This window comes from Paenibacillus sp. FSL K6-1318 (assembly GCF_037976905.1).
Classification (GTDB): Bacteria; Bacillota; Bacilli; order Paenibacillales; family Paenibacillaceae; genus Paenibacillus; species Paenibacillus amylolyticus_A.
In genome coordinates this window covers 913099-934485 of sequence record NZ_CP150270.1, presented here as the reverse complement: position 1 = coordinate 934485, position 21387 = coordinate 913099, and the positions used below count along the sequence as shown (strand labels likewise).

Here is a 21387-nt window from a genome sequence, read left to right as displayed (position 1 = left end):
TCCTTCCACCACGGATACATCAATGGATTCGTGGTACGGGCATATTTGCTTATATTGTACTTCAAATGGGCAAGCGGAACAGCTATTTTCCTACAACTTGGAATGTTAAATTTGATTTTTAAGTGAACTAAGCCTTATAATACGTTTAAACAATTAAACATTATAACGGAGTGAGCCATGAACGAGTCGATGGGTAACCAAAAAGTTATTGATATTTTCGAGAATCTAAGTCCTTATCTTCAAGGTTTGGGAGACCCCGTTCGCCAGCGAATCATATCGCTGCTCATTGATCAAGAGAGCATGAACGTATCACAGATTGCAGAGCATGTCCCCATGTCACGCCCTACGGTCTCTCATCACTTGAAAATATTACGTCAATCCGGGCTGTTATCGGTTCAGAAAAAAGGTACAGAGATGTATTACAAGCTGGAGTTCAACGATACGATCGATTTACTGAAACAGCTCGTTCATCTCGTAGAAGTGGAATGTCAGAGCTAGCGCATACCGCGCTGGTGAACCGCATTCCTTTTCTTCACCCTATTATGTTCAATAGTTTAAACATATAAGTACATAAACATATTAACGGAGGTTTATCGAATGAATAGAAAAAGAGTTCTCATCGCTGGAGGTTATGGTGCTGTAGGTGCACAGCTTGCCCGCATTTTGCATGATAGGCATCCTGATCTGGAATTGGTACTGGGAGGCCGTTCTGCGGGTAAAGCAGCACCTTTTCCATCCAATCGTGTCCAAACGGTTGTTGTTGATACCAATGCAGACGATCCACTGATTCACGCAGGAGAGAATATATCGCTAATCATTAATGCAGTGAACGATCTGGATGATCGGCTACTGGTATCGGCAGTGCGGAGAAAAATTCCACTTATCGATATAACACGCTGGACTGAGGTGTTCAATCAAGCGATCCGTACAATAGAGCAGGAAGAGCTTCATGCTCCTGTAGTGCTATCCTCTGGATGGATGGCAGGAACAGCTTCTTTATTTGCCATGATACTTTCTAACTCTCTGCAACACGTCGAAGTAAACATTCATGCCCTATGGTCGCTGCGGGATAAGGCCGGCCCTGATTCGGCAGCTTTCATGGACCGGATGAGCATTCCTTTTCAGGTCACCGAATCCAACACGAACCGACTCGTCTACCCCATGACAGATCCGATTAAAGTACATTTTCCGAACGGGTACACGACCCCATGTTACAGATTGGACACACCCGATCACGTCACTTTGCCTCATACGAGTCATATCGATTCCGCTAGCTTCCGCATTTCATTTGATAGTAAAGTATCTACCTATGCACTCGCCGGATTGGTCAAAACGGGGGTATGGAAGATGATCAGCGGTGAACGTTTCAAGCCATTCCGGCGAAAGTTGCTCTATAATCCGGGAACCGGGAGTGCACATCATCTGGTCATTCAATTGAAAGGGCTGGATGCGAAAGGTAACCAGGTTGAACGAACGCTGACGGTCTCTGACCCACTCGGTCAAACTCATATGACTGCACTCGGCGCTGCGGTGCAAGCCGAGAAGATACTGATGATGCCTACGGATGAGCCTATGGTTCCAGGCATCTATTATCCTGAGCATCTGTTCGATGATCGAATGGACATGGATGCGGTTACTCATTTTTTCAAACAATACGGCGTTCAAGTATCTTATTCCTAATATCCAGACACAACAAAAATCCGCGAAGCCGCTCACTGCAACAGTGGGAACTTCGCGGAATTAACAAATGATAATGGAGGGATATGGCGTATCAAAGTGAATGCTTAAGCTTGAAATTATAGTGTCATGGCCCGACCATTGCGCATCAGATAATCTTCTTTCGCTTTGTAATCCGGCATGATGCTGCCGATCCGTCGCCAGAAGGAGCGATCATGATTCATATGGTGAATATGGCAAAGTTCATGAATGATGACATAATCCATCACTTCCAGTGGCGCCATCGCCAGGCGATAATTGAAAGTAAGTTTTTTGTCCCAGCTGCAACTGCCCCACTTGGTGGGAGAATCTACGATCTCTACTGACTTCGGCTTCACCTTCAACTCCTGCTGATAACGCCCGATGCGCCCCCCAATCATGCGTTTACACTCGGCAAAATAAAACTTCTTCAGATTCGCTCGCAGCTCTTCTTCTGTCAGACCCTCTACAGGGATTAAGTCATGCAGTGCATGCTCCTTGCCAAAAAGCAGGAACTTCCCTTTGCCCTCATCTTCATATTCCTTGGCTTGAGGACCGTCGAGCGCTTGCTGCATCAGAGCTGATTTCTTCAAAATCACATCCCCATGCTGCTCTACAAGTTGCCGGATCATGTCTTCACTGGTACCATTGGGTGCTTTGATCGTTACCATGTAAGGCAAGTCCATCGTGATGGAAACTTTCTTGCGTTTGCCGTATTCTATATGACAGTTAATGCTATGATTATTCAATTCTATAGTTAACATAACGCGCTCCGCTTCTGAAGTTATTCTTTCAACCAAATCAAATTGTATACCATCTCGGGCTATAATGCATACTGTTCGACGATATATATGTTATCATTGTATTTTTATACATTATTATGTATTATTATTTAATTGTGAAATCGGAGGTTAGATATGACGCATATTACGGATACAGAATACAAAACCATTGAAGAACTATCCCTTAATCACTGGCAACCCTTGTCCACCTTATTATATGATGGCTGGGTCCTGCGTTTTGCCAATGGATATACCAAACGTGCCAACTCCGTTCAACCGATCCACTACTCCACTCTGGATGTGCATAAAAAGATTGAGGAATGTGAGCGCATCTATGCTTCCAATCAGTTAAATACCATATTCAAGATCACGCCGTTTATTCAGCCGGATCATCTCGACCAACTTTTACAAGACAAAGGGTATGCTGTTGTGGATCTGACCCGTATCCAGACTCGGAGTCTGGAAGAGATTAAAGAGCCTGTGCACCAAGCTGTACAGATCGACGAACAGTTGACCACAACGTGGCTAGATCACTTTTGCCGACTGAATCAGGTGAATGATCTGCAACGGGAAACGACGGAACTTATGTTGAACAATATCCGCACACAGGTAGGTTTCATCTCACTGTTGATCGACGGGCAAGTCGTCGCTTGTGGGTTCGGTGTAATTGAACGTGGCTACATTGGATTATATGACATCATTACAGACGCAAACTTCCGGAGTCGGGGACTTGCTGAACAGATGATCCTTCATCTCCTGCATTGGGCAAAAAAACAGGGCGCTACCTCCAGTTACCTGCAAGTGGTTGCGAATAATGCACCTGCCTTGAAGCTTTACGCCAAGCTGGGTTATTCAGAGATTTATAGCTATTGGTACAGAGTCAAAGAATGGAATGAGTTCTGACCATGCTGAAACCAAAAACTGCCCTCCTCTTATAAAGGAAAGGCAGTTTTTAATTCGGCTTCGTAATCGTTCACAACTCTTCACATCGTTCAGCATTACTGCTTGCGCTTTTCTACAATGGCAGCTTCACCAGCACCTCATATTTCATGCCGGCTTGTATGTTCTTGATAATGTCCCCTTCAATCCGTTGACCGTCAACATGTACCTCAATTGTCTGGACAGATGCATCCTTCTTCATGTTTACATGCAGCTCAGCCCCGCGGAACAAACGTGTAACCGACGCCTCGTTCCAATCTTCTGGTAACTGCGGACGCACTTGAAGTCCTTGTGCATGACCTTGCAGTCCAAACAATCCGTCGATCAGGCAGCGATACACCCAAGGTACTGTGCCGGTGTTGAATAGATGACTGGAGCGCCCGGCTGTACGTGGAAATTGACGATAGGCTCCGCGATAATAATTTGGGATAAATACGGGTAGCTGACCCCGCTGGAGAATATCCTCGGCATCGGGGCCAGGAATCATTTTACGCAACAGACGATACGCCTTCTCCTTCTCTCCCACCAGGTACAACGCATAAATATAGAAAGCCGCCGCGTGATTGTACACGGCTCCGTTCTCTGCACTTCCCGGATGTTTCTGCGTGACACGGCCTACATCCTCCCGCATGGCGGTGAAAGACGGCGCGAGCTTCTCGACACCATATGGCGTCTCCAATTGCTCCTCTACGGCGCCGATTAACCTCTCCTGTTTCTCCTGATCCGCAGCACCGCTCATAAGTGCCCAGCTCTGAGGATTGATATAGATGCGCCCTTCCACGTCGTTGCTTACACCAAACACTACGTTATCATCCGTAATTCCGCGCGCATACCAGTTCCCATCCCATAGATACTCATTCGCTACCGCATTGGTCTGGTTGGCTTCCTGACGGAATTCCTCTGCAACCTCGGCATGCCCCGCCTGTTCACCAATTTCTGCCCACACATTAAATGCATATGCCGTTGCAATGGTCAGCCAGCCGGATACGCCTTTTCCTTTGTATCCCACCATGTTCATCGGATCACACCAGTCGCCCTGATTGATGTAGTTCAACCCACGCGCATCCCGCTCATGGATCAACCAGCGCATCGCAAGATTCATATGTTCCAATACCGAAACCTTCTGTTCACTGTCTGTAAAAGGAACCTGTTCCTCCAAAATGCTATAGTCATTCGTTTCATCCAAATAGGTCTTCATACAGACCGGAAGCCAGATACAGTGATCGGTATGAGGAACCTGGTTAATATATTTCAGTTCTGCGTCCGGGTGCAAAATAACGCCGTCTGGCATCGCACCGCTTATATGCTGCTGAGATAAAGCGGTCAAGAACGCAGCCCGTGCAATCTGCGGCTGAATGTAACTCATGCCCATGTTGTCTTGCAAATAATTCCGCGTCTGCGGATCGGTTGTCAGACGATTGGTTTTGCCATGATAGTACATCTGGCGAGGTAACCAGTGATTCACGACATTATCTAGCCAGCTGTCCGGTGTCTCAATCTGGATGTTTCCTTGCCCTTCCGCAATATAACCAGCATACTCCTGCTCGGCTGCGGTGAACCCATCCTGTCCTTCCTCATTCTGCTTCACAAAATAATGCTGACGAATGCCCTCAATCTCTGTCTCATCATGAGCCGGGCCAAAGATGAATCGATACGCTTGCTCCGCTCCCGCTTCCAGTTCGACTCTATATTGCAATACAGCTACAGGTGTCTCATACCGTGCATCTCCACCTGCGAGCGTCTCCGATTGAAGGGCGAAAGGATTATGAAGTCCGCCTTCGCCCTCAAAGCTCTCATGATTCACTTCCCACGCGGTCGGTTGGTGATCTGCAAGCAGATAGGTTTTGTCGCTGTAGTTTTTGATTTTGCTATAATCCTGATATTTCTGATACGGCGTAATTGCCGAGCAGACAATGCCCTGCAAATCTTCCACATATGAACCCGATTGGTTCATCCATGACATATAGCCGACCGTAAAATACGGGTAGATACTAAGCTTGCGTTTTCTCGAAGACAGATTGGTTACCTTCACACGCCACAGCTCCATAACATCTTCCTTCGGTAAACGCAGGGACATCTCGATGCATATGTCGTCCTGAATGACCTTCCAGTGAATATCGTGTTTGCCGACAGCGAACGTATAGCTATCTGCTTGCTTGCGAACCGGTTCATACGGGGCAGAGAAGATTTCGCCGCTTATTTCATCTTTAATGTAGACAAACCGTCCCGGATGGTGGGCATAGTATGGCTGCTCCGGTTGCATAAACGTCTTTGCTTCCAGGTTGGGCGCGTACGAGTATTTGGCAGGTTCGGGCTGCATGAATTGGGCCACCGCGTACCCCCGGCAATTCACATGAATCATCATCTTTTCATTCCAAAGGAATCCGGATGCCTTCGGTAAGCTTGTCGGGCTTGTCAGTTCAACATATTGATTATCTTCCGTTGCTTTAATCATCACTGAACCTCACTTTCAGATGTTGGAGTTAAAAGACAGAAAACGTTTTAGGTAACTTGTATACAACTTTGTTCATTATAACACGGGAACGCTTACAAAGAATTGAAAACTAAAAAAGAGCTGAGAAACTCAGCTCCGATAACGCTCCAATTGTTTTTCGATGCCCAACCTGTCGATCTGCATCCAATACGCTGCAATTCATTCGTTTTTCACTCGGTATACCGCACTCGCAATTGACTTTTGTATTTTAACATGGAACCCGCGCCACGTAATTACAACTCTTCTATTGTTCTACAGGACTTAAAACCTACCATCTTACCTTGACAATGCGTCAATATGACCATAAACTAGCAAAGGATATTAGGAAATTAATAGGAGGTTTGGCCGTTAAGAGGTTCGAGTATGGGTTTTAACCAATTTTGATAATCTTTCGGCGTATAGAACGTAGCCATTAGAGTCACTCAGAAAAACAAGAAAGCGGTGTATCATGAAACGTCTATTTTTCATTATGTTTGCGCTCACCCTGTTACTGGTTGGATGCCAGAGTAATGAGCAGGAAAGCAGTCCGTCCGAGAATAATCCTACAGATGTAGTAGAAGGTTCTACCGTTTTAAGTTTGAAGCAGAAATATGGCTCTGAATCAGAACAATCGATCATGCCGATGTACAACGTAGCTCAGGATGAAGAATTTACGTTCAAGTTTAAAGCAGATTTAGGAAAATCTAATTGGTCCCTGGGAGATACCATATCCGTACATACCGATATTAAAGCACTCAAAGCAAGTGAAGTACCTTTATTATCAGATATTCATGACAATAGTATTTCTATTAGGCCTCTTGGTTGGGGCGTTTTAACCTCAGATTCCATGAAGAACAAGGATCAAGGCTCTTGGGGCGGTGCCCCCATTTATTACATTCGTCTGAATTATGATCCGGATGCCGAGAAGCTAACCCTGCTCGATCAACCCATCATTATTCCGTTTACAGTGAAATCGGAGTTGCCTGTGCCCAACCTAAGATACGAGATTGATAAAGAGAGACGGTTAAAGTTAGTCTGGGACAAGGTTGAGGGTGCAACCGAATATAAAATTTATGAACGTTCTGACCTAACCAACTTCGATACAAATGTACCTCTAACTGGCGCAGAGGACGCTTTCAGTAATAGTCTGCCTTTAGATATTGCGGTAACGACAGAGACGTCTTTCAATGATTTTATGAAAGACGGAAGAGGCGGGCTGGGCACTTATAGTGAACTGATAACTACTCATCAGAACCATGGTTTACGAGGAGAATATTACGTCACTGCAATCGGTGGAGGCAAAGAATCCAATTTTAGCAGGGGTGTCCCTACAGCTCCGCTTGCTTCCCAGTTACCAACATCTCTGAAAGAACAATTGTATAGGGAGAAATTAAAGAATATAGATGTACTTCCTCAGAAAACAACAGTTGAGTACAATGACGGTTCATTATCCCGTGAAACCATTGTCTATGATACCAAAAGCGTAGAGATTTCAAAGTTCAATGAAACGAATATTCCTTTTCACGTTAAAGGAACCGCTCTGAAAAGTTACGTACGTGTAGAAAATGTGACCCAAGCAGACCTGGACAGACTCGCTCAGCAAACCGTAGCCGAGTCCAGCAACGGATTGGTGGAACCGAAGAATGATACACCTTACGTCCCTGCACCTGATGTGCCAACGATCATCAACAATCATGATACACCTGAGTCTGCAACGGAAACAGAAGAAGCACCGGCTTCGGAAACTCCAACTACAGAGTCCACAACCGATACTGAGACTTCAGAGAATGCAGCTGATCCTGTATCCACCGAAGCTTCTAATGATACTTCCGGGAATGCTTCCGAGGAAACTTCTAATGAAGCCCCTGCTCCAGCTCCTGAAGCTGAAGAAGACAATCTGGTAGATGAACAGAAGTCCAATACACAGCAAAATGTAGAACAAGGTAATCAGGAAACTGTGCCTCAGCCTGCTACAGGTGATGCAATGATTAATGCAGATTCCGCATTGGAAGAAGTTTTAGCCAAAAACATGATTGCGGCACAAGATAAAATTTCGTTAAAAGCTTTCCCCGAAGCTCAAAATTTCACGACACTCTCGGATGTTGTCCTGAAAGTGATGTACCAGAATCCATTGATTCTTGGTGTGGAAGGTTTCGAATACAACTATGGTACACTTACCCTTTCCATTTATTACAATGAATCGGCTAGTGGTATCCAGAAGAAGCAAGATGAGATTATTGCCAAAGCAAACGAAGTTGTAGCTTCCATTATCAAGGATGGCATGAACGAAGACGAGAAACGAAAAGCCATCTACGATTATCTGAACGATAACGCGAAGTATGACGATGCAGCGCTGGAGAATGCGGAGCAGAACAACTTCAAAAATGTCGATCCGCAGTTCAATGACTCGTTTACCACATACGGTATTCTGGTCAAAGGGGTTGGGGTATGTGCCAGTTATGCCTCCGTCTACAAATTGCTCTCCGATCTCTCGGGCCTGGAAAGCATCGTTGTAACGGGAGCTTCAAGCGGCGTTCCACATGCATGGAACAAGGTCAAAATCGGGAACGAATGGTTCCATGTGGATGCCACCAACAACCTGACGAACTCCGGCATCCCGTACTTCCTGTATAATGCCAACGATGAAACTGCTGCAAGTCAGAAAACGATAGCAGATAAGGATTACTGGCTTGATTCCGAACTCGCGATGTTCAATGGCGAGAGCGATGCCAATGATTATTATGTACAAAATGACCTCGAAGTCGCATCTATTAATGAGTACAAAACCAAGGCTGAGAGTGAACTGAAAAAAGGAGAGAACCGGGTCATTCTCCGTTTTGCCTCACCTGTTGACTCTGATGAGCTGATGACAGCTGCTGGCGAAGCCCTCGCTGCAGTGGACGAAGCCCTTCTGAATACGGCACAATTGGCCACACTCGGCAGTTATGCCATTCTGGATCCAAAACCAGAGCAGAAGTAAATTTATAATCACAAAAAATTTCATAAAAACAAAGAACTCCATTCACCTTCATTGGGAATGGAGTTCTTTGTTTAACTTGCCTAAGATCACTGAACTATGGTCGGTCTATAGACCTTTTTTATCCACGTTTACGGACTAACCGTACCGCCATTCGCATTCAGTGTCTCGCCGCTCACATAGCTGGATTCCTGGCTTGCCAGGAACACAAATGCCGGAGCCATCTCGGCAGGTTGTCCTGCTCGACCAAGCGGTGTATTGGAGCCAAAATCAGCAAGCTTCTCAATTGGCTGTCCACCCACGACCTGAAGCGGAGTCCATACCGGTCCTGGTGCAACAACGTTGACACGAATTCCTTTGCTACCCACTTGTTGGGCCAGCGCTTTGCTGAACGTGTTAATGGATGCCTTCGTTGTCGCATAATCCAGCAGGATTGGCGAAGGTTTGTACGCCTGAATCGATGATGTGTTGATAATGGAGCTACCCGGTTTCATGTGTTTTACCGCTGCTTTGCAGAGCCAGAACATGGAATAGACATTCGTTTTGAACGTCGCATCGAACTGCTCGGTGGTTAGATCTGCAATCTGCTCTACAAACTGCTGCTTACCTGCCACGTTAGCGAGGATATCAATCCCGCCAAGCTCTTTTACCGCAGATTCAATGAGTTCCTCACAGTATTTCTCATCCTTCAAGTCACCTGGCTTCGTAATCGCTTTGCGCCCAGCTTCCTCAATCAGCTTCACGACTTCCTGTGCATCTGCTTCCTCTTCCGGCAGATATGCCAGAACGACATCTGCACCTTCACGGGCAAACGCAATCGCTGCCGCCCGGCCAATTCCACTGTCAGCTCCGGTCACAACCGCTTTGCGTCCCGTTAAACGTCCGCTGCCTTTATAACTTTTCTCACCCGCATCAGGAACAGGAGTCATCTCACGCTGGAGCCCCGGCTCATCCTGTTGCTGTTTCCACTCCGGTGTAGCCTTCGGATATTGTGTCGTTGGATCTTGCATGGTGTGCTGGTCTTGATTAGCCATGTTCAATTCCTCCTCGGTTATTTACAGTGATCACTACGATCACAGAAGTTATTTTCATAAATGTTGCACTCTTTCCTTTGTAACCGAGATGGGTGAAATTTAAACTAAGCCCGCCAGAATTCCCTAACAGCCATCTAACATTGAATCTCCCCTAGCTGGAGATTATATAATAGAACATGAGGTGATCTCGTTGAATGCAAACAAAGAACCCTATTCCATCGGTGAAGCAGCCAAACTGATCGGCTCCACGGTGAAAACGATCCGTTATTACGATGAGATTGAACTGTTACAGCCCTCCAGTCATACGGAAGGCGGACATCGACTCTATACAACGCAAGACCTGTGGCAACTCGAACTCATTACAACGCTTCGTTATTTGAATTTCAGCATACCGGATATTCGCAAACTCATGTCTGGTGAACTGGCAGTAGCACAGGCCCTGGATCTACAGATTGAAGCGTTGGAAACCCAGATCGGCACGATAAATTCCATGCTATCCATTTTGCAGCAAGCGAGGCAGCATGAAGAAGACACTTCCCTACATTCCGAACAGTCTCTCACCTATATCTCCAGTCTGGTAGAATCGCTAACGGCCAATGCGAGCAGTCGAAAACAATTCGTTGCTGCCAAGGTGAATGAATCTCATCTGCTGGACAGCATTCCACAGGATTGGAGAGTATCGTTTCTGCACTTTTTCGATAAATACATGATGAAAGATACGAAACTGACAGCTCAGCAAACAGTGGCCTGGAAGGAAATTCAGGAACTGATCAATGATCCGGCCTATTGGGCTGATCTGGCTAGGTTGGAGGTTCCGTTCTTCATTATGGCGAATCAGCCACAAGTCGAAGCGGACGTCTGGGTGAAAAAAATGGAGGCTATTCGCATTCGCACTACCGAAGCTCTGGATAAGCGTTGGGCAATTGGTAGCCCTGCTGTGCAAAGCATGGTGTGGGACTTTGTGTTGATGTATGCAAGTGTCGAGCATGCCGAAGCACCTGAAGTATTTTTCAGCAAACAGGCCCGATATATGCTGGACTCCGTGACTGATCGTATTCTGCGTTTTAACAAGCTGTGCAAGGTGATGAATCCCGAATGGAGCCAGATTGTAGATGGCATTAACCTGCTGCAGGAGGGCATGCGGTTACGTTTAAAACAAATGGAAGAAGACTGAACTTCAGTCTCCTTCCATTTTTATGTTCAGCCTTTTTTCAACGAGTAGGACTCATGTTCTCCCACTTCCTTGTCCATATGGAGCGGTTGCCCTTTCAAGTGGTGGTTGAAGAAATCAATCGTCGTATCGTTGACCAACTGTTGCGTCCCCCGCGCATCTACACCCTGCATCCATTCGAGCAGTGGAGAGATCAGGTAGAGATCGGAGAAACTCAGATGTTTGGTGTTGGTCAGCTCCATCCAGTAGTTCCCTCCTGCGGTTACTGGCTCATACCGAGCGTACACTTCCTCATAATAATTCTCGGCTTCCGGACGGGTCGTGCCCATCGCAGCAATTTCCTCATCACTCATGACACTTGTGCCTGCAACGGTTGAATCTGCACTCATCATCAGGAATGGCTTGCCCACGCCTTCCGCTGGGATACGTTTCTCGCCAAACAATACACCGTCCATATTCATGCCTGCTTTCACACGTGGATCATCCATTAACATCTGTACTGTCGTTGCTCCGCCAAATGAATGCCCAAACATGCCGATGTTGTCTAAATCCATATGTCCGGTAAACCGCCCACTCGGGTCCCCCTTAGCCAACTTCTCTACCTCATCCAGTACAAACTGTGCATCCTGCACCCATGTCTCATTCAACTTGTCCATGTAACTGAACTGTAGCTGCTCAAAGCCCTCTTTCCCTTCGGATTCAAACTGCGCCACACGTCCATCCGGGAATACGGACACCAGACTGCTATATGTGTGATTGATACCGACAACAATGTAACCTTGACTAACCAGCTGCTCGACCTGGAACGTATTCTGATTTTCATAGCCATGCAGACCATGAGAGAAAAGAACAACCGGATACTTGGCTTCGGCATCAGATAACTGAGCTTCCTGAATCGCATGCGTTTTGACCTGACTCAGACTGGAAAATAAACGCTTTGGCAGTTTCAGCACTTCATTGAAGGCTGTCCCGTAGATCTCCGGCTTATTAACATAAGGGGCTGTTGCTCCCTCTGCTTCTGGATTTGTTGGATACCAGATCTGTACCATCAGCTCCCGTGGATCACTGGTGGTACTCGACAGAAGCTCCTCCCGGCTACTATCTGTCCAGTCGTAGGATACCGTTCCGATTCCATAATCACCTGCTGGCTTGGCAAATGAAAACACTGGGAACAGCAGCGGCAAGCCAATGCTCACAACAGCGTATACCACCACCAGGAGAGACGTTGCGATGATTCGAACACGTCCCAATTTCCCCGCCACAGGTGATGCCTTTGTAAATAACACAACCAGTGGAACCATCGTGAGCAGATACGCCGGAATCATCGGCCAACGTAGTCCTTCGACCACACCATGGATGATCAGCAGCACACCCGATATCGCGAATCCACCCCATACCATTTTCCGAAAATGATGATTCTGTCTCCCGATCCCGATTACCCCCACGAACATAAGCAGGTTGAAAATAAGATAAATCCATTCTACTGTCCTCATATGCTTAAAGCCTCCCTCTTTCTACCTCTAATCTTAAAACCTCCAGTTACAGGAGATTCAAGCATGAATTTTGCGACAAAAAAATGCACTCCCTGAATGACGTTGAATCACCCGCAGGTTCTCCAATCGTTTCAAGGAATGCACGTATAGTATTACGATATAAGTTGATTTTTGAATATTAGACTAGCGATCTTCGCCGCCATCTATCCGTTGTCTTTTGCCGATGCCAAATGCGAAATATCCAGCCACCACGATGGCCATGAACGTAGCTCCTACAATCAGGGGTAAGCGCGTATCCGGGTTAAACGCCATACCGATGATCACGAGGATCAGATACACAATAATGATGTAATTGCTGATCGGGAACCATTTGGACTTGAAGTTATGATCCGCCATCTCGTTGCCCCAACGCTTTCTGAATCGGAACTGACTGAACGCCAGCGCGAACCATGGAACCATACCCGGAAGAACACTTGCACTGTAGATGTACAGGAACAGCTTGGAGTCCGGCATCAGGTAGTTCAGCACAACCCCAATCAGCAGCAAAGAAATCGTAATGACGATACTGTTGCGGGGAACCCCGCCTTTGGACAACTTTTTGAAGAAGGCAGGTGCCTGCCCATTCTCAGCCAGCGTGTACAACATCCGTCCCGCACTGTAGATCCCGCTGTTGCATCCCGACATAGCCGCCGTGAGCACCACAAAGTTGATGATCCCCGCAGCAGCCACAATGCCGACTTTGGCAAAGGTGAGTACAAACGGGCTGCCCGTCTCGCCCACTTCGTTCCAAGGGTACAGGGTTACGATAACGAATATGGCGCCAACGTAGAAAATAAGAATACGCCACACGATATTTTTGATCGCTTTACGCAAGGTATATTTCGGATTCTCCGCTTCGCCTGCTGTAATGCCGACCATCTCCACCCCTTGATACGCAGCCGTTACGATACACAGCGCGAAGAGGAAACCTTTGATGCCTCCAGGGAAGAAGCCACCATGGCTGAACAGATTCGACAGACCAATGGCCTGACCCCCATTCCCCCAGCCGAAGAAGATGAGCCCCGTTCCGATCACGATCATTGCCACAATAGCCGTCACTTTGATCATCGCAAACCAGAATTCGAATTCGCCATAGAACTTCACGGCCGCCAGATTCGCCGCCGCAATAATGAGCACCCCAGCAAGTGCTGGCAGCCACTGTGGAATATCCGGGAACCAATACCCGACATAGATACCAATCGCCGTAACTTCTGCCATACCAACCGTAACCCACAGGAACCAATAGCTCCAGGCGGTCAGGAATCCGGCAAGCGGACTAATATATTTGTGAGCAAATGTAGCAAACGAACCGGTTACCGGCTCCTGAATCAACATTTCACCCATAATACGCATGACAAAAAAGATAACGATACCGGCCAGTAAATAGGCCAGCAGCACGGATGGCCCTGCCCATTTAATCGTACTCGCCGATCCCATGAACAAACCAACGCCGATTGTACCTCCGAGTGCAATCAGCTCTACATGGCGGGGCTTTAGCCCTCTAGATAGTTGCTTTGACTCCAAACGATTCTCCCCTTTTCTTGTGTACAGCTTCCTGATGTAATCTTTAATTTTCATGTTCACATTAACGCAATGCAGAATTGCTTCACCAAATTGTACGAGATGTGCCGCAGAAATACAACAAGGAATGTGAGGAAACGGATTCACTACACATATAGGTATAGGATAACCGCTTAATAAATATGGCAGTCAGCTCATTCAACAATTCTTGCTGGAACCCCAAAAGACGGCTCACGTATTGTATATTTGGTCGCAATACCGTAAGTGACTTGTTCGCTATTGACCTGCTTATACTAAATCGAAAAATGGGAGGTTCACATGCCTGACTTTTTACTAGTCTTATTTTTGTTTAACCTATCTCTCTTCCTGCTTCACGAAATGGATGCCATCAGGCGATCCGAGTGGAAATTGTTTATCGTGTTAAAAGATATGGAAGATGATAAAGCTTACAGGTATTTCACTTGGATTCATTTACCTATGTACACGGTCATTCTTTCTCTACTTTTTAGCTCGTATCAAACTATCACATTTTGGGTCCTGGATATCTTTTTCATCATACATACCGTATTACACTTCTTTTTCGAAAAGCACCCTCGCAATGAATTTAAAAATGGATTTTCCAGATCCTTGATCTACCCTATGGGAATAATCGCTTTAATTCATTTGATATTCCTAATTGTCTAATCTGATCCACTGTTTACATCTGTATTTTATTGGTATATAGTATAGCCGTCAGGAATGTTAGCGCTAACATAAATTGAATAAGGAGGGGCTCCAATCCGTTTCGAAAAGGTTTTTGGTTTACATCGAGTTAAACTATAAAAACACTTTATTTTGAGAGGATGGGCATTCTATGAAAAGACGCATTAGCACATTTTTTGCACTTATTCTAGGCATCTCCCTTCTGTTTAGCCTGAACGCTTCCGCTAATCCCGCCATCGTAAGTTATGGAGGCACCTATTCCAATGCACTCTCGGCCGGGCAAGGATACGCCTACATTCTTCCTAACGCCAAAACGACCGGTACCAGCGTGAAAATTACGACAAACGCAGCTAATACCCTTCAATTGCATTATTACTGGAGCTACAATAATACGACACTCGATCTGGGTACAGCCATCGTAAACAACAATACTTACTTCGGGGGTTCCGCATATTACAACCCAGGCACGCTGATCACCGTAGTAGAACGTGTTCCAGGTTCGACAACAGCATACCCTAACGTAGCCTACACGATTTCTTTCAATTAGATCAGTCCTATATCATCGATCAAAATCAAACCTACGACCGCTGATTGCGGTCTTTTTTTATATTGATACAACTCCCTCTTATCTGTGGAAGTGGTACCTCTTAAAAAAGGGTAATGTAGAACAAACAACCTATTTTTCTTAAATGGAGGTCTGCCTAACTTAAGAAGGTACGATTGTCTGGCATTGAGGTAGACCCTGAATTCAGCAGCTTCAAAGCGTTGGATGAGTTGATGTTGCAGCGTGAAGGTAATCTGATCATGAAATAGTGTATTGTAAAATAAAAGTAAATATGGAGGTGTGCCTATGCAACAACATCATGCAGAAAGAGTTGAATTATTCGTTTCCAACACTCAGATCATCAAGAAGTCGTTCAAATGGCAACATGCGATGATGCATCGTCTGGCCGCCCTGCTCTATGCAGCGGAGAATAAAACAGCCGATGGAGAAGCCATTCGTCAAAACCATGAGTTGATCAAGCAAAACACCAAACTCTTCTCTGCATTCAGAGGTAATTCGTCCATTAGTATTGCTACCATGCTCTCCCTTACAACGGATGAGAACACAAAGCTTGCAGATACACTACATGTCTATGACCTGATGAAAGAAATCAAATTCCGCACTTCGGATTATCTGGTTATTGCCGCCTATCAGATCGCTACTCAGGTATCGCCTAACCAGTTTCAACCTACCGTGGAGCGGGCCAAATCATTTTATGACGCCATGAAAGCAGAGCATCGCTTCCTCACTGGACAGGATGACTACATTTTCGCTGCCATGTTAGCCCTTTCCGATCTCGACGTGGAGTCTGGTGTGGCACGCATGGAACAACTGTATGGCGAATTAAAACCAGAGTTCTCCTCCAGAAACAGTGTGCAGGCGTTAACACAGGTACTGGTTCTTGGAGATGATACCCCGGATGCAAGTGCTCGTGTGATAGCCTTAAATGAGGCTTTTCGCAAAAGGGATCTCCGAATGGATAAAACCTACACATTACCCTCTCTCGGCATCCTTTCCCTACTGCCTTCTGACAGAGACTTGTTAGTGGAACAAGTCGCGGAGACACATGACTGGTTACGGACTCAAAAAGGCTTCGGTGCTTGGTCGATCGATAAACAGGAGCTGCTCCTGTTCTCATCTGCGTTGATAGCTAATCAACATGTGGAGAACTTACGAAACGGTGTGCTTACGACAGCGATCTCAACCAGTATCACGAATATTATTATCGCCCAGCAGGCGGCCTTGACCGCAGCGGCCGCAGCATCGGCTGCAACTGCTTCTTCATCATCGTCAAGCTAAAAGTAACCATGTTACCTTCAATATAAGTAGAAAAAGACCCTCCCGAGTTCAAGTTCACTCGGAAGGGTCTTACAACATTCAAGCCTACACCTAAGATAATGTTGATCATTCTCTACGATACAATACCTGTATCCCGGAACTCTTCCACGAAACTATCCAGCCAATCCGAACCATAGTCCAGCGCACCCATATCACTTTCAATAAAAGCAACATCCAGACCCATCACCCAGAATCGGCGAGCGACAATAAAGAGATCAACCGCCTGTTCATCTTCAGCAGAGAAGCTTCTGACTGAACGATAACCTGCCATTAGCGCATTCCATAATGCTGCTTTTCGATCTTCAGACTGTCGCTTTCGCACCTTCACTTGGGCCAGATCGTAAGCACGCCAGCTTTTCGCTGCCCACTCGAAGTCGTAATGGATGAACTGATGATCCTGTTGAAACGCATTATTGTTCCCATGCATATCGCCATGGCACAGTCCAACGTCCAGACCTTGTCTGGAAGCGGCACCGATTCGTTCTTTTAACGTTGTGGCAAACGTGTGGAGAAATGCTGCTGCTTCATTGTTCTCACCGATATAGTGGATGATTCGCTCAAGAGGTTCGTCAATAAGAAATTTCAGATCCAGCTCATATCGTGGCAGCTCCACGTTCACCTGATCCATAGCCTTATGTAATTCAGCAGCAGACTGGCCAAAGGCGTAACAAGACTCCTCATCCTCGAGATTGTTTTCCGTACCCTCAATATACCGAAACATTACAGCCACTCGCTTGCCTTCCGCAGCCTCCAACACCGTATATCCTGTACGATCTTTCTTCTCGATGTATTCTCCAATGTCGGTATGTTCCGCAGAAGTTAGAACGTTCTTCAGTTGAGACAATAAAGATAACTCGTACTGCACATCTGCCTCCGCAATTTCAGTGCGGTAGATACGGAGAATATACATGCCAGTGGATGTGCGAACCCGGTAGGTATCATTCAATCCTCTAAGCCAAAATAAACATTCTTCCCATGTTCCAATGTCATACTGATTCCTCAATGCAGACTCAAGGTACCTTGGGTTAAGCACTGAACGTAAAGCAGTCGGTTGAATGGACATATGGTTACTCCTTCAGTTTAATATGAATCTTTCTCTTCTGATGAACGATGTAATCCTTTCACCTATCAATCTATAACATAGTATAATTTTAATTTATTTTCCAGAATATATATTTTGATGGGTAAATACTCTTTGGACTCCCATAGATCCATCGCTCGACAATGCAGTACATTCACGAAAGGCAAAATGTTTGCACCCTCTACATTTCTGATCATCCAGATGCCTTAATGCAAAATTGATGGCTTCACCCGTGTGTTCAAACATATGATCAGAACCAATCCGTTCAATCAAGCCTGTTCTCTTGAGCATCTCCAACGGTTGTGCCTGAGTGCCTGAAAGTAAAACCCTTCCTCCAGAACTCTCCATATGTTTAACAACATGGGCCAGGTTGGATTCACCTGTCGTATCCATAAAGGGCACCTTGCCCATACGCAAGAGCAAAATACCTGGTCGCCGATGAATCGAATCCATGACTGACTTCTCAAACCTATCTGCTGCACCAAAGAATAATGGCCCTTCAATGGTATACAGGTTTATTTGTGGACAATCATGTCCTTCACGGACCATGTGGGCCATGACTTTCTCATGTTTATGATTGGGATCGGGCAGCACTTTGGCAACCTTCAACATCTCACTCATGCGTTTAACAAATAAAAGGACAGCCAGAATCAACCCTACCTCTACAGCTGTCGTTAAACTTGTAAATACGGTCAGTAAAAAGGTAATAAGCAGGACGAGCGAATCGCTCGTTTTGGTTTTCATGACATGCATGAACGATCTCCGTTCACTCATATTCCAGGCAACCATCATCAGAACTGGAGCCATACTGGCAAGTGGAATATGGGAAGCATAGGGTGCGAACAGAACAATTACTAATAGGACTACTACACCATGAATAACCCCAGACAACGGTGATACAGCTCCGGATTTAATGTTCGTAGCCGTACGCGCAATCGCTCCTGTTGCAGGAATACCACCAAATAACGGCGTTACCATATTAGCGATCCCCTGCCCAATCAACTCCCGATTGCTGTTATGGCGACTTCCGGTCATGCCATCGGCCACAACAGCAGACAACAACGATTCGATTCCGCCCAACATGGCGATGACAAAAGCGGGTTGCAGCAAGTTTACGATTCGCTCCCACGTCATCTCAGGCACATGAAATTGAGGCAAGGAGCTTGGTATCGCACCAAAGGACGATCCGATCGTAGTCACCTGCCCGTCAAAAAACAACGCTGCGACTACCGTCGATAGAACCAGACCTACCAGTGATGCAGGCACCTTCGGTGCAAATCTCGGCACAAGCAGAAGAACAGCCAGGCAACAGCCTGCTGTCAGCAAACTATATATATTAATGGTTGAGATATGCGCCCCGATTTCTTTCATATTGGACCAAAAATCTTCATGTTTCTCAATCCCGCTTAGTCCCAGAAAATTAGCAAGCTGCCCACTGAAAATAATGACGGCAATACCCGCCGTAAATCCAATGGTCACGGGTCGTGGGATAAACTTGATTAATGCTCCAAGCTTAAACAGCCCCATTAGTACAAGCATCACTCCGGCCATGATTCCGGCAATCAGCAGATTTTCATATCCATACTGCATCACAATGGCGAAGAGGATCGGAATGAATGCCCCCGTCGGCCCGCCAATCTGGAATTTGGAACCACCAAGCAAGGAAATGAGAATCCCTGCGATCACCGTTGTATACAAGCCATACTCCGGTTTAACCCCGGAAGCGATAGCAAACGCCATACCGAGTGGAATCGCAATAATACCTACAATTAGCCCTGATAACAGATCCTTCCGAAAAGCAGAACCATTGTACCCCGCATATCTCCCCATCCATTTCATCTGACTTAACCTTCTTTTCTTTATATATTTGAATATTTGAATATAATAAAAAGACTACGCTCCTGCGAACACCCTGTCAATCGAAATGCTCACACCTGAGACGTGGATTACATGCAAAAAAACAAGAAGTTACCTGAACTTACTTCCGGTTCCTCTTGTTTCGCGTTTTGAATCAATTTCATAACTCACTAAAAAGGGATTATGAAATTGATTTCTGTTTATGTTTCTTTTCGGATATCTTCCAACATGGAAATGGCATCGACCAGATGATTGTCAAAAATCTGCTTGGCAACCTCCAGCAAGTCTTTAATCAAAGGATCACGCAGAGAGTATATGACCGTAGTCCCTTCCTTCAAACCCTGCACAACATTTTTGCTACGTAATACAGCCAGTTGTTGCGAAACAGCGGAGCCTTCAGACCCCAGGATACTTTGTAACTCGTTAACGTTCTTCGCCCCTTCACTCAGCAACTCCAGAATCTGAATTCGCATGGGGTGAGCCAAGGCTTTGAAAAAATCCGCTTTAAACTGTTGTATGCTCTGATTCATACGTTATACCCCTTCATTCAAACTTTTGAATATATAAAGATCATAACATAGATGCAATCATAAGTTTCATTCTATACCGTAACGATCATTGCCTACTGCATACCAGCCTTGACCTTGAAGTATACTTCAACCTTTATACTATACATATCAACCTTCAATGATGAGAGGACGATCCTTAAATGAGCATACAAATTTATAATAAAAGACGCTCTGTAACGAGTTATCTATTAGAAAAATACATCGGAACATTAGATAGCAAGAAAAATCTATCGACACGGGAACATACGCAGAAACATCTGGAGCACATGGGCGTTGAGAATATTAAGCCTTATCAATTAGGTAAAGTTAAATTAACTTCGCCTATCAAAGAGCGTTCCTATGAAGACATGCAGGTATTTACTTTAAATGACCAAGGTTCCCCTGAACAACGGGTGATTCTCTATATTCATGGAGGCGCCCATACGCATCAACCACTGTCTTTTCATTGGAAGTTCATGGATTATATGGCTCAGACACTGAATGCCAAAGTGATCGCTCCCATCTATCCCAAAGTACCTCACTTCAACTATCAGCATACGTATCCAAAACTTTTAAATCTGTATCGAGATATCATTGCATCCATAAAAAGTCCCTTACAGCTAACCATTATGGGAGATTCAGCAGGAGGAAATATCTCGCTAAGTCTTGCACACTACCTGAAGATGCATTCTCTTCCTCAACCCAAAGACATCATTCTATTATCACCGTGTGTGGATATGGTTTTGGATAATCCGGTTATCTTCGACTATGAGACCAGAGATCCCATGCTGGCTTTGGAAGGATATGATGTAATTCGGCGGATCTGGGCAGCCGATAAACAGCTGGATGACCCGCTCATTAGTCCAATCTACGGGGATTTCGATGGGCTTGGCAAGATTAGCATCTTCATCGGAACCCATGAAGGTTTATTTCCAGACAACATGGAGCTTGATAAAAAGCTGACGGACCAAGGTATTGATCATAATACTTTCGTTTATCCCAAAATGAATCACGTCTTCGTGCTGTATCCGATTCCTGAAGCCAAAGACGCTCAGCACAACATCATTAATATCATTAAACATGGATCACATGAATCACATGAATCACATAAATAAGACACTACAATAGGACATCATCAACCTGTTCAAAAATAAAGGCTTTTGCGGAATACTGTTCTCTCGCAAAAGCCTTTT

At 45.6% G+C, this 21387-nt stretch carries 17 protein-coding genes; 9 read left to right on the top strand and 8 right to left on the bottom strand.

Going from position 1 to position 21387, the window contains the following annotated elements; genetic code table 11:
• Positions 1 to 177 precede the first annotated feature (177 nt).
• On the top strand, positions 178 to 498 hold the full coding sequence (locus tag NYE45_RS04160; RefSeq protein WP_340015727.1) for a metalloregulator ArsR/SmtB family transcription factor: 321 nt from the start codon (positions 178 to 180) through the stop codon (positions 496 to 498).
• Positions 499 to 597: 99 nt separating this feature from the next.
• Positions 598 to 1680, top strand: coding sequence for a saccharopine dehydrogenase (locus tag NYE45_RS04155; RefSeq protein WP_340015726.1), 1083 nt, complete (start codon positions 598 to 600; stop codon positions 1678 to 1680).
• A 116-nt stretch (positions 1681 to 1796) separates the two neighbouring features.
• Here NYE45_RS04155 and NYE45_RS04150 read toward each other — a convergent pair whose 3' ends face one another.
• Positions 1797 to 2459 carry a SprT family zinc-dependent metalloprotease gene (locus NYE45_RS04150; RefSeq protein ID WP_340015725.1) on the bottom strand — a complete coding sequence of 221 codons (663 nt, stop codon included), beginning with the start codon at positions 2457 to 2459 and terminating at the stop codon, positions 1797 to 1799.
• A 153-nt stretch (positions 2460 to 2612) separates the two neighbouring features.
• Here NYE45_RS04150 and NYE45_RS04145 point away from each other — a divergent pair, with 153 nt between their 5' ends.
• Entirely contained in the window at positions 2613 to 3380 is a 768-nt protein-coding gene (locus NYE45_RS04145) for a GNAT family N-acetyltransferase (RefSeq protein ID WP_340015724.1), read from the top strand.
• 112 nt (positions 3381 to 3492) lie between these two features.
• On the opposite strand, the gene NYE45_RS04140 is transcribed toward NYE45_RS04145, so the two are convergent.
• Positions 3493 to 5871, bottom strand: a complete 2379-nt coding sequence (locus NYE45_RS04140; protein WP_340015723.1) for an amylo-alpha-1,6-glucosidase — start codon at positions 5869 to 5871, stop codon at positions 3493 to 3495.
• Between the two features lie 487 nt (positions 5872 to 6358).
• On the opposite strand from NYE45_RS04140, the gene NYE45_RS04135 reads away from it, so the two are divergent.
• Complete coding sequence (locus NYE45_RS04135; RefSeq protein WP_340015722.1) at positions 6359 to 8869, top strand: transglutaminase domain-containing protein; 2511 nt, start codon at positions 6359 to 6361, stop codon at positions 8867 to 8869.
• A gap of 128 nt (positions 8870 to 8997) precedes the next feature.
• On the opposite strand, the gene NYE45_RS04130 is transcribed toward NYE45_RS04135, so the two are convergent.
• Positions 8998 to 9900 (bottom strand): SDR family oxidoreductase, encoded by a 903-nt coding sequence (locus NYE45_RS04130; RefSeq protein WP_062836304.1) that lies wholly within the window; start codon positions 9898 to 9900, stop codon positions 8998 to 9000.
• Positions 9901 to 10090: 190 nt separating this feature from the next.
• On the opposite strand from NYE45_RS04130, the gene NYE45_RS04125 reads away from it, so the two are divergent.
• Entirely contained in the window at positions 10091 to 11074 is a 984-nt protein-coding gene (locus tag NYE45_RS04125; protein WP_340015721.1) for a MerR family transcriptional regulator, read from the top strand.
• Positions 11075 to 11100: 26 nt separating this feature from the next.
• Here NYE45_RS04125 and NYE45_RS04120 read toward each other — a convergent pair whose 3' ends face one another.
• Positions 11101 to 12564 carry an acetylhydrolase gene (locus tag NYE45_RS04120; RefSeq protein ID WP_340015720.1) on the bottom strand — a complete coding sequence of 488 codons (1464 nt, stop codon included), beginning with the start codon at positions 12562 to 12564 and terminating at the stop codon, positions 11101 to 11103.
• A gap of 183 nt (positions 12565 to 12747) precedes the next feature.
• Positions 12748 to 14127, bottom strand: a complete 1380-nt coding sequence (locus tag NYE45_RS04115) for an amino acid permease (RefSeq protein WP_264934426.1) — start codon at positions 14125 to 14127, stop codon at positions 12748 to 12750.
• A gap of 315 nt (positions 14128 to 14442) precedes the next feature.
• Between NYE45_RS04115 and NYE45_RS04110 the strand changes: the two genes are divergently transcribed.
• From NYE45_RS04110 to NYE45_RS04100, 3 genes are all read left to right on the top strand, one after another.
• The gene (locus NYE45_RS04110) at positions 14443 to 14808 is read left to right on the top strand and encodes a DUF6713 family protein (RefSeq protein WP_340015719.1); all 366 of its coding nucleotides are present in this window, start codon (positions 14443 to 14445) and stop codon (positions 14806 to 14808) included.
• Positions 14809 to 14977: 169 nt separating this feature from the next.
• The gene (locus tag NYE45_RS04105; RefSeq protein ID WP_340015718.1) at positions 14978 to 15373 is read left to right on the top strand and encodes a hypothetical protein; all 396 of its coding nucleotides are present in this window, start codon (positions 14978 to 14980) and stop codon (positions 15371 to 15373) included.
• A gap of 303 nt (positions 15374 to 15676) precedes the next feature.
• Entirely contained in the window at positions 15677 to 16669 is a 993-nt protein-coding gene (locus tag NYE45_RS04100; RefSeq protein ID WP_340015717.1) for a DUF4003 family protein, read from the top strand.
• Between the two features lie 112 nt (positions 16670 to 16781).
• Here NYE45_RS04100 and NYE45_RS04095 read toward each other — a convergent pair whose 3' ends face one another.
• The 3 genes from NYE45_RS04095 to NYE45_RS04085 form a co-directional block, all read right to left on the bottom strand.
• A complete protein-coding gene (locus NYE45_RS04095; RefSeq protein WP_340015716.1) occupies positions 16782 to 17771 on the bottom strand; it encodes a phosphotransferase in 990 nt (329 codons plus the stop codon).
• A 93-nt stretch (positions 17772 to 17864) separates the two neighbouring features.
• The gene (gene sulP, locus NYE45_RS04090) at positions 17865 to 19628 is read right to left on the bottom strand and encodes a sulfate permease (RefSeq protein ID WP_340015715.1); all 1764 of its coding nucleotides are present in this window, start codon (positions 19626 to 19628) and stop codon (positions 17865 to 17867) included.
• 218 nt (positions 19629 to 19846) lie between these two features.
• Positions 19847 to 20176 carry a metalloregulator ArsR/SmtB family transcription factor gene (locus tag NYE45_RS04085; protein WP_062836296.1) on the bottom strand — a complete coding sequence of 110 codons (330 nt, stop codon included), beginning with the start codon at positions 20174 to 20176 and terminating at the stop codon, positions 19847 to 19849.
• Positions 20177 to 20355: 179 nt separating this feature from the next.
• On the opposite strand from NYE45_RS04085, the gene NYE45_RS04080 reads away from it, so the two are divergent.
• Positions 20356 to 21309, top strand: coding sequence for an alpha/beta hydrolase (locus NYE45_RS04080; RefSeq protein WP_340015714.1), 954 nt, complete (start codon positions 20356 to 20358; stop codon positions 21307 to 21309).
• Positions 21310 to 21387: the final 78 nt, after the last annotated feature.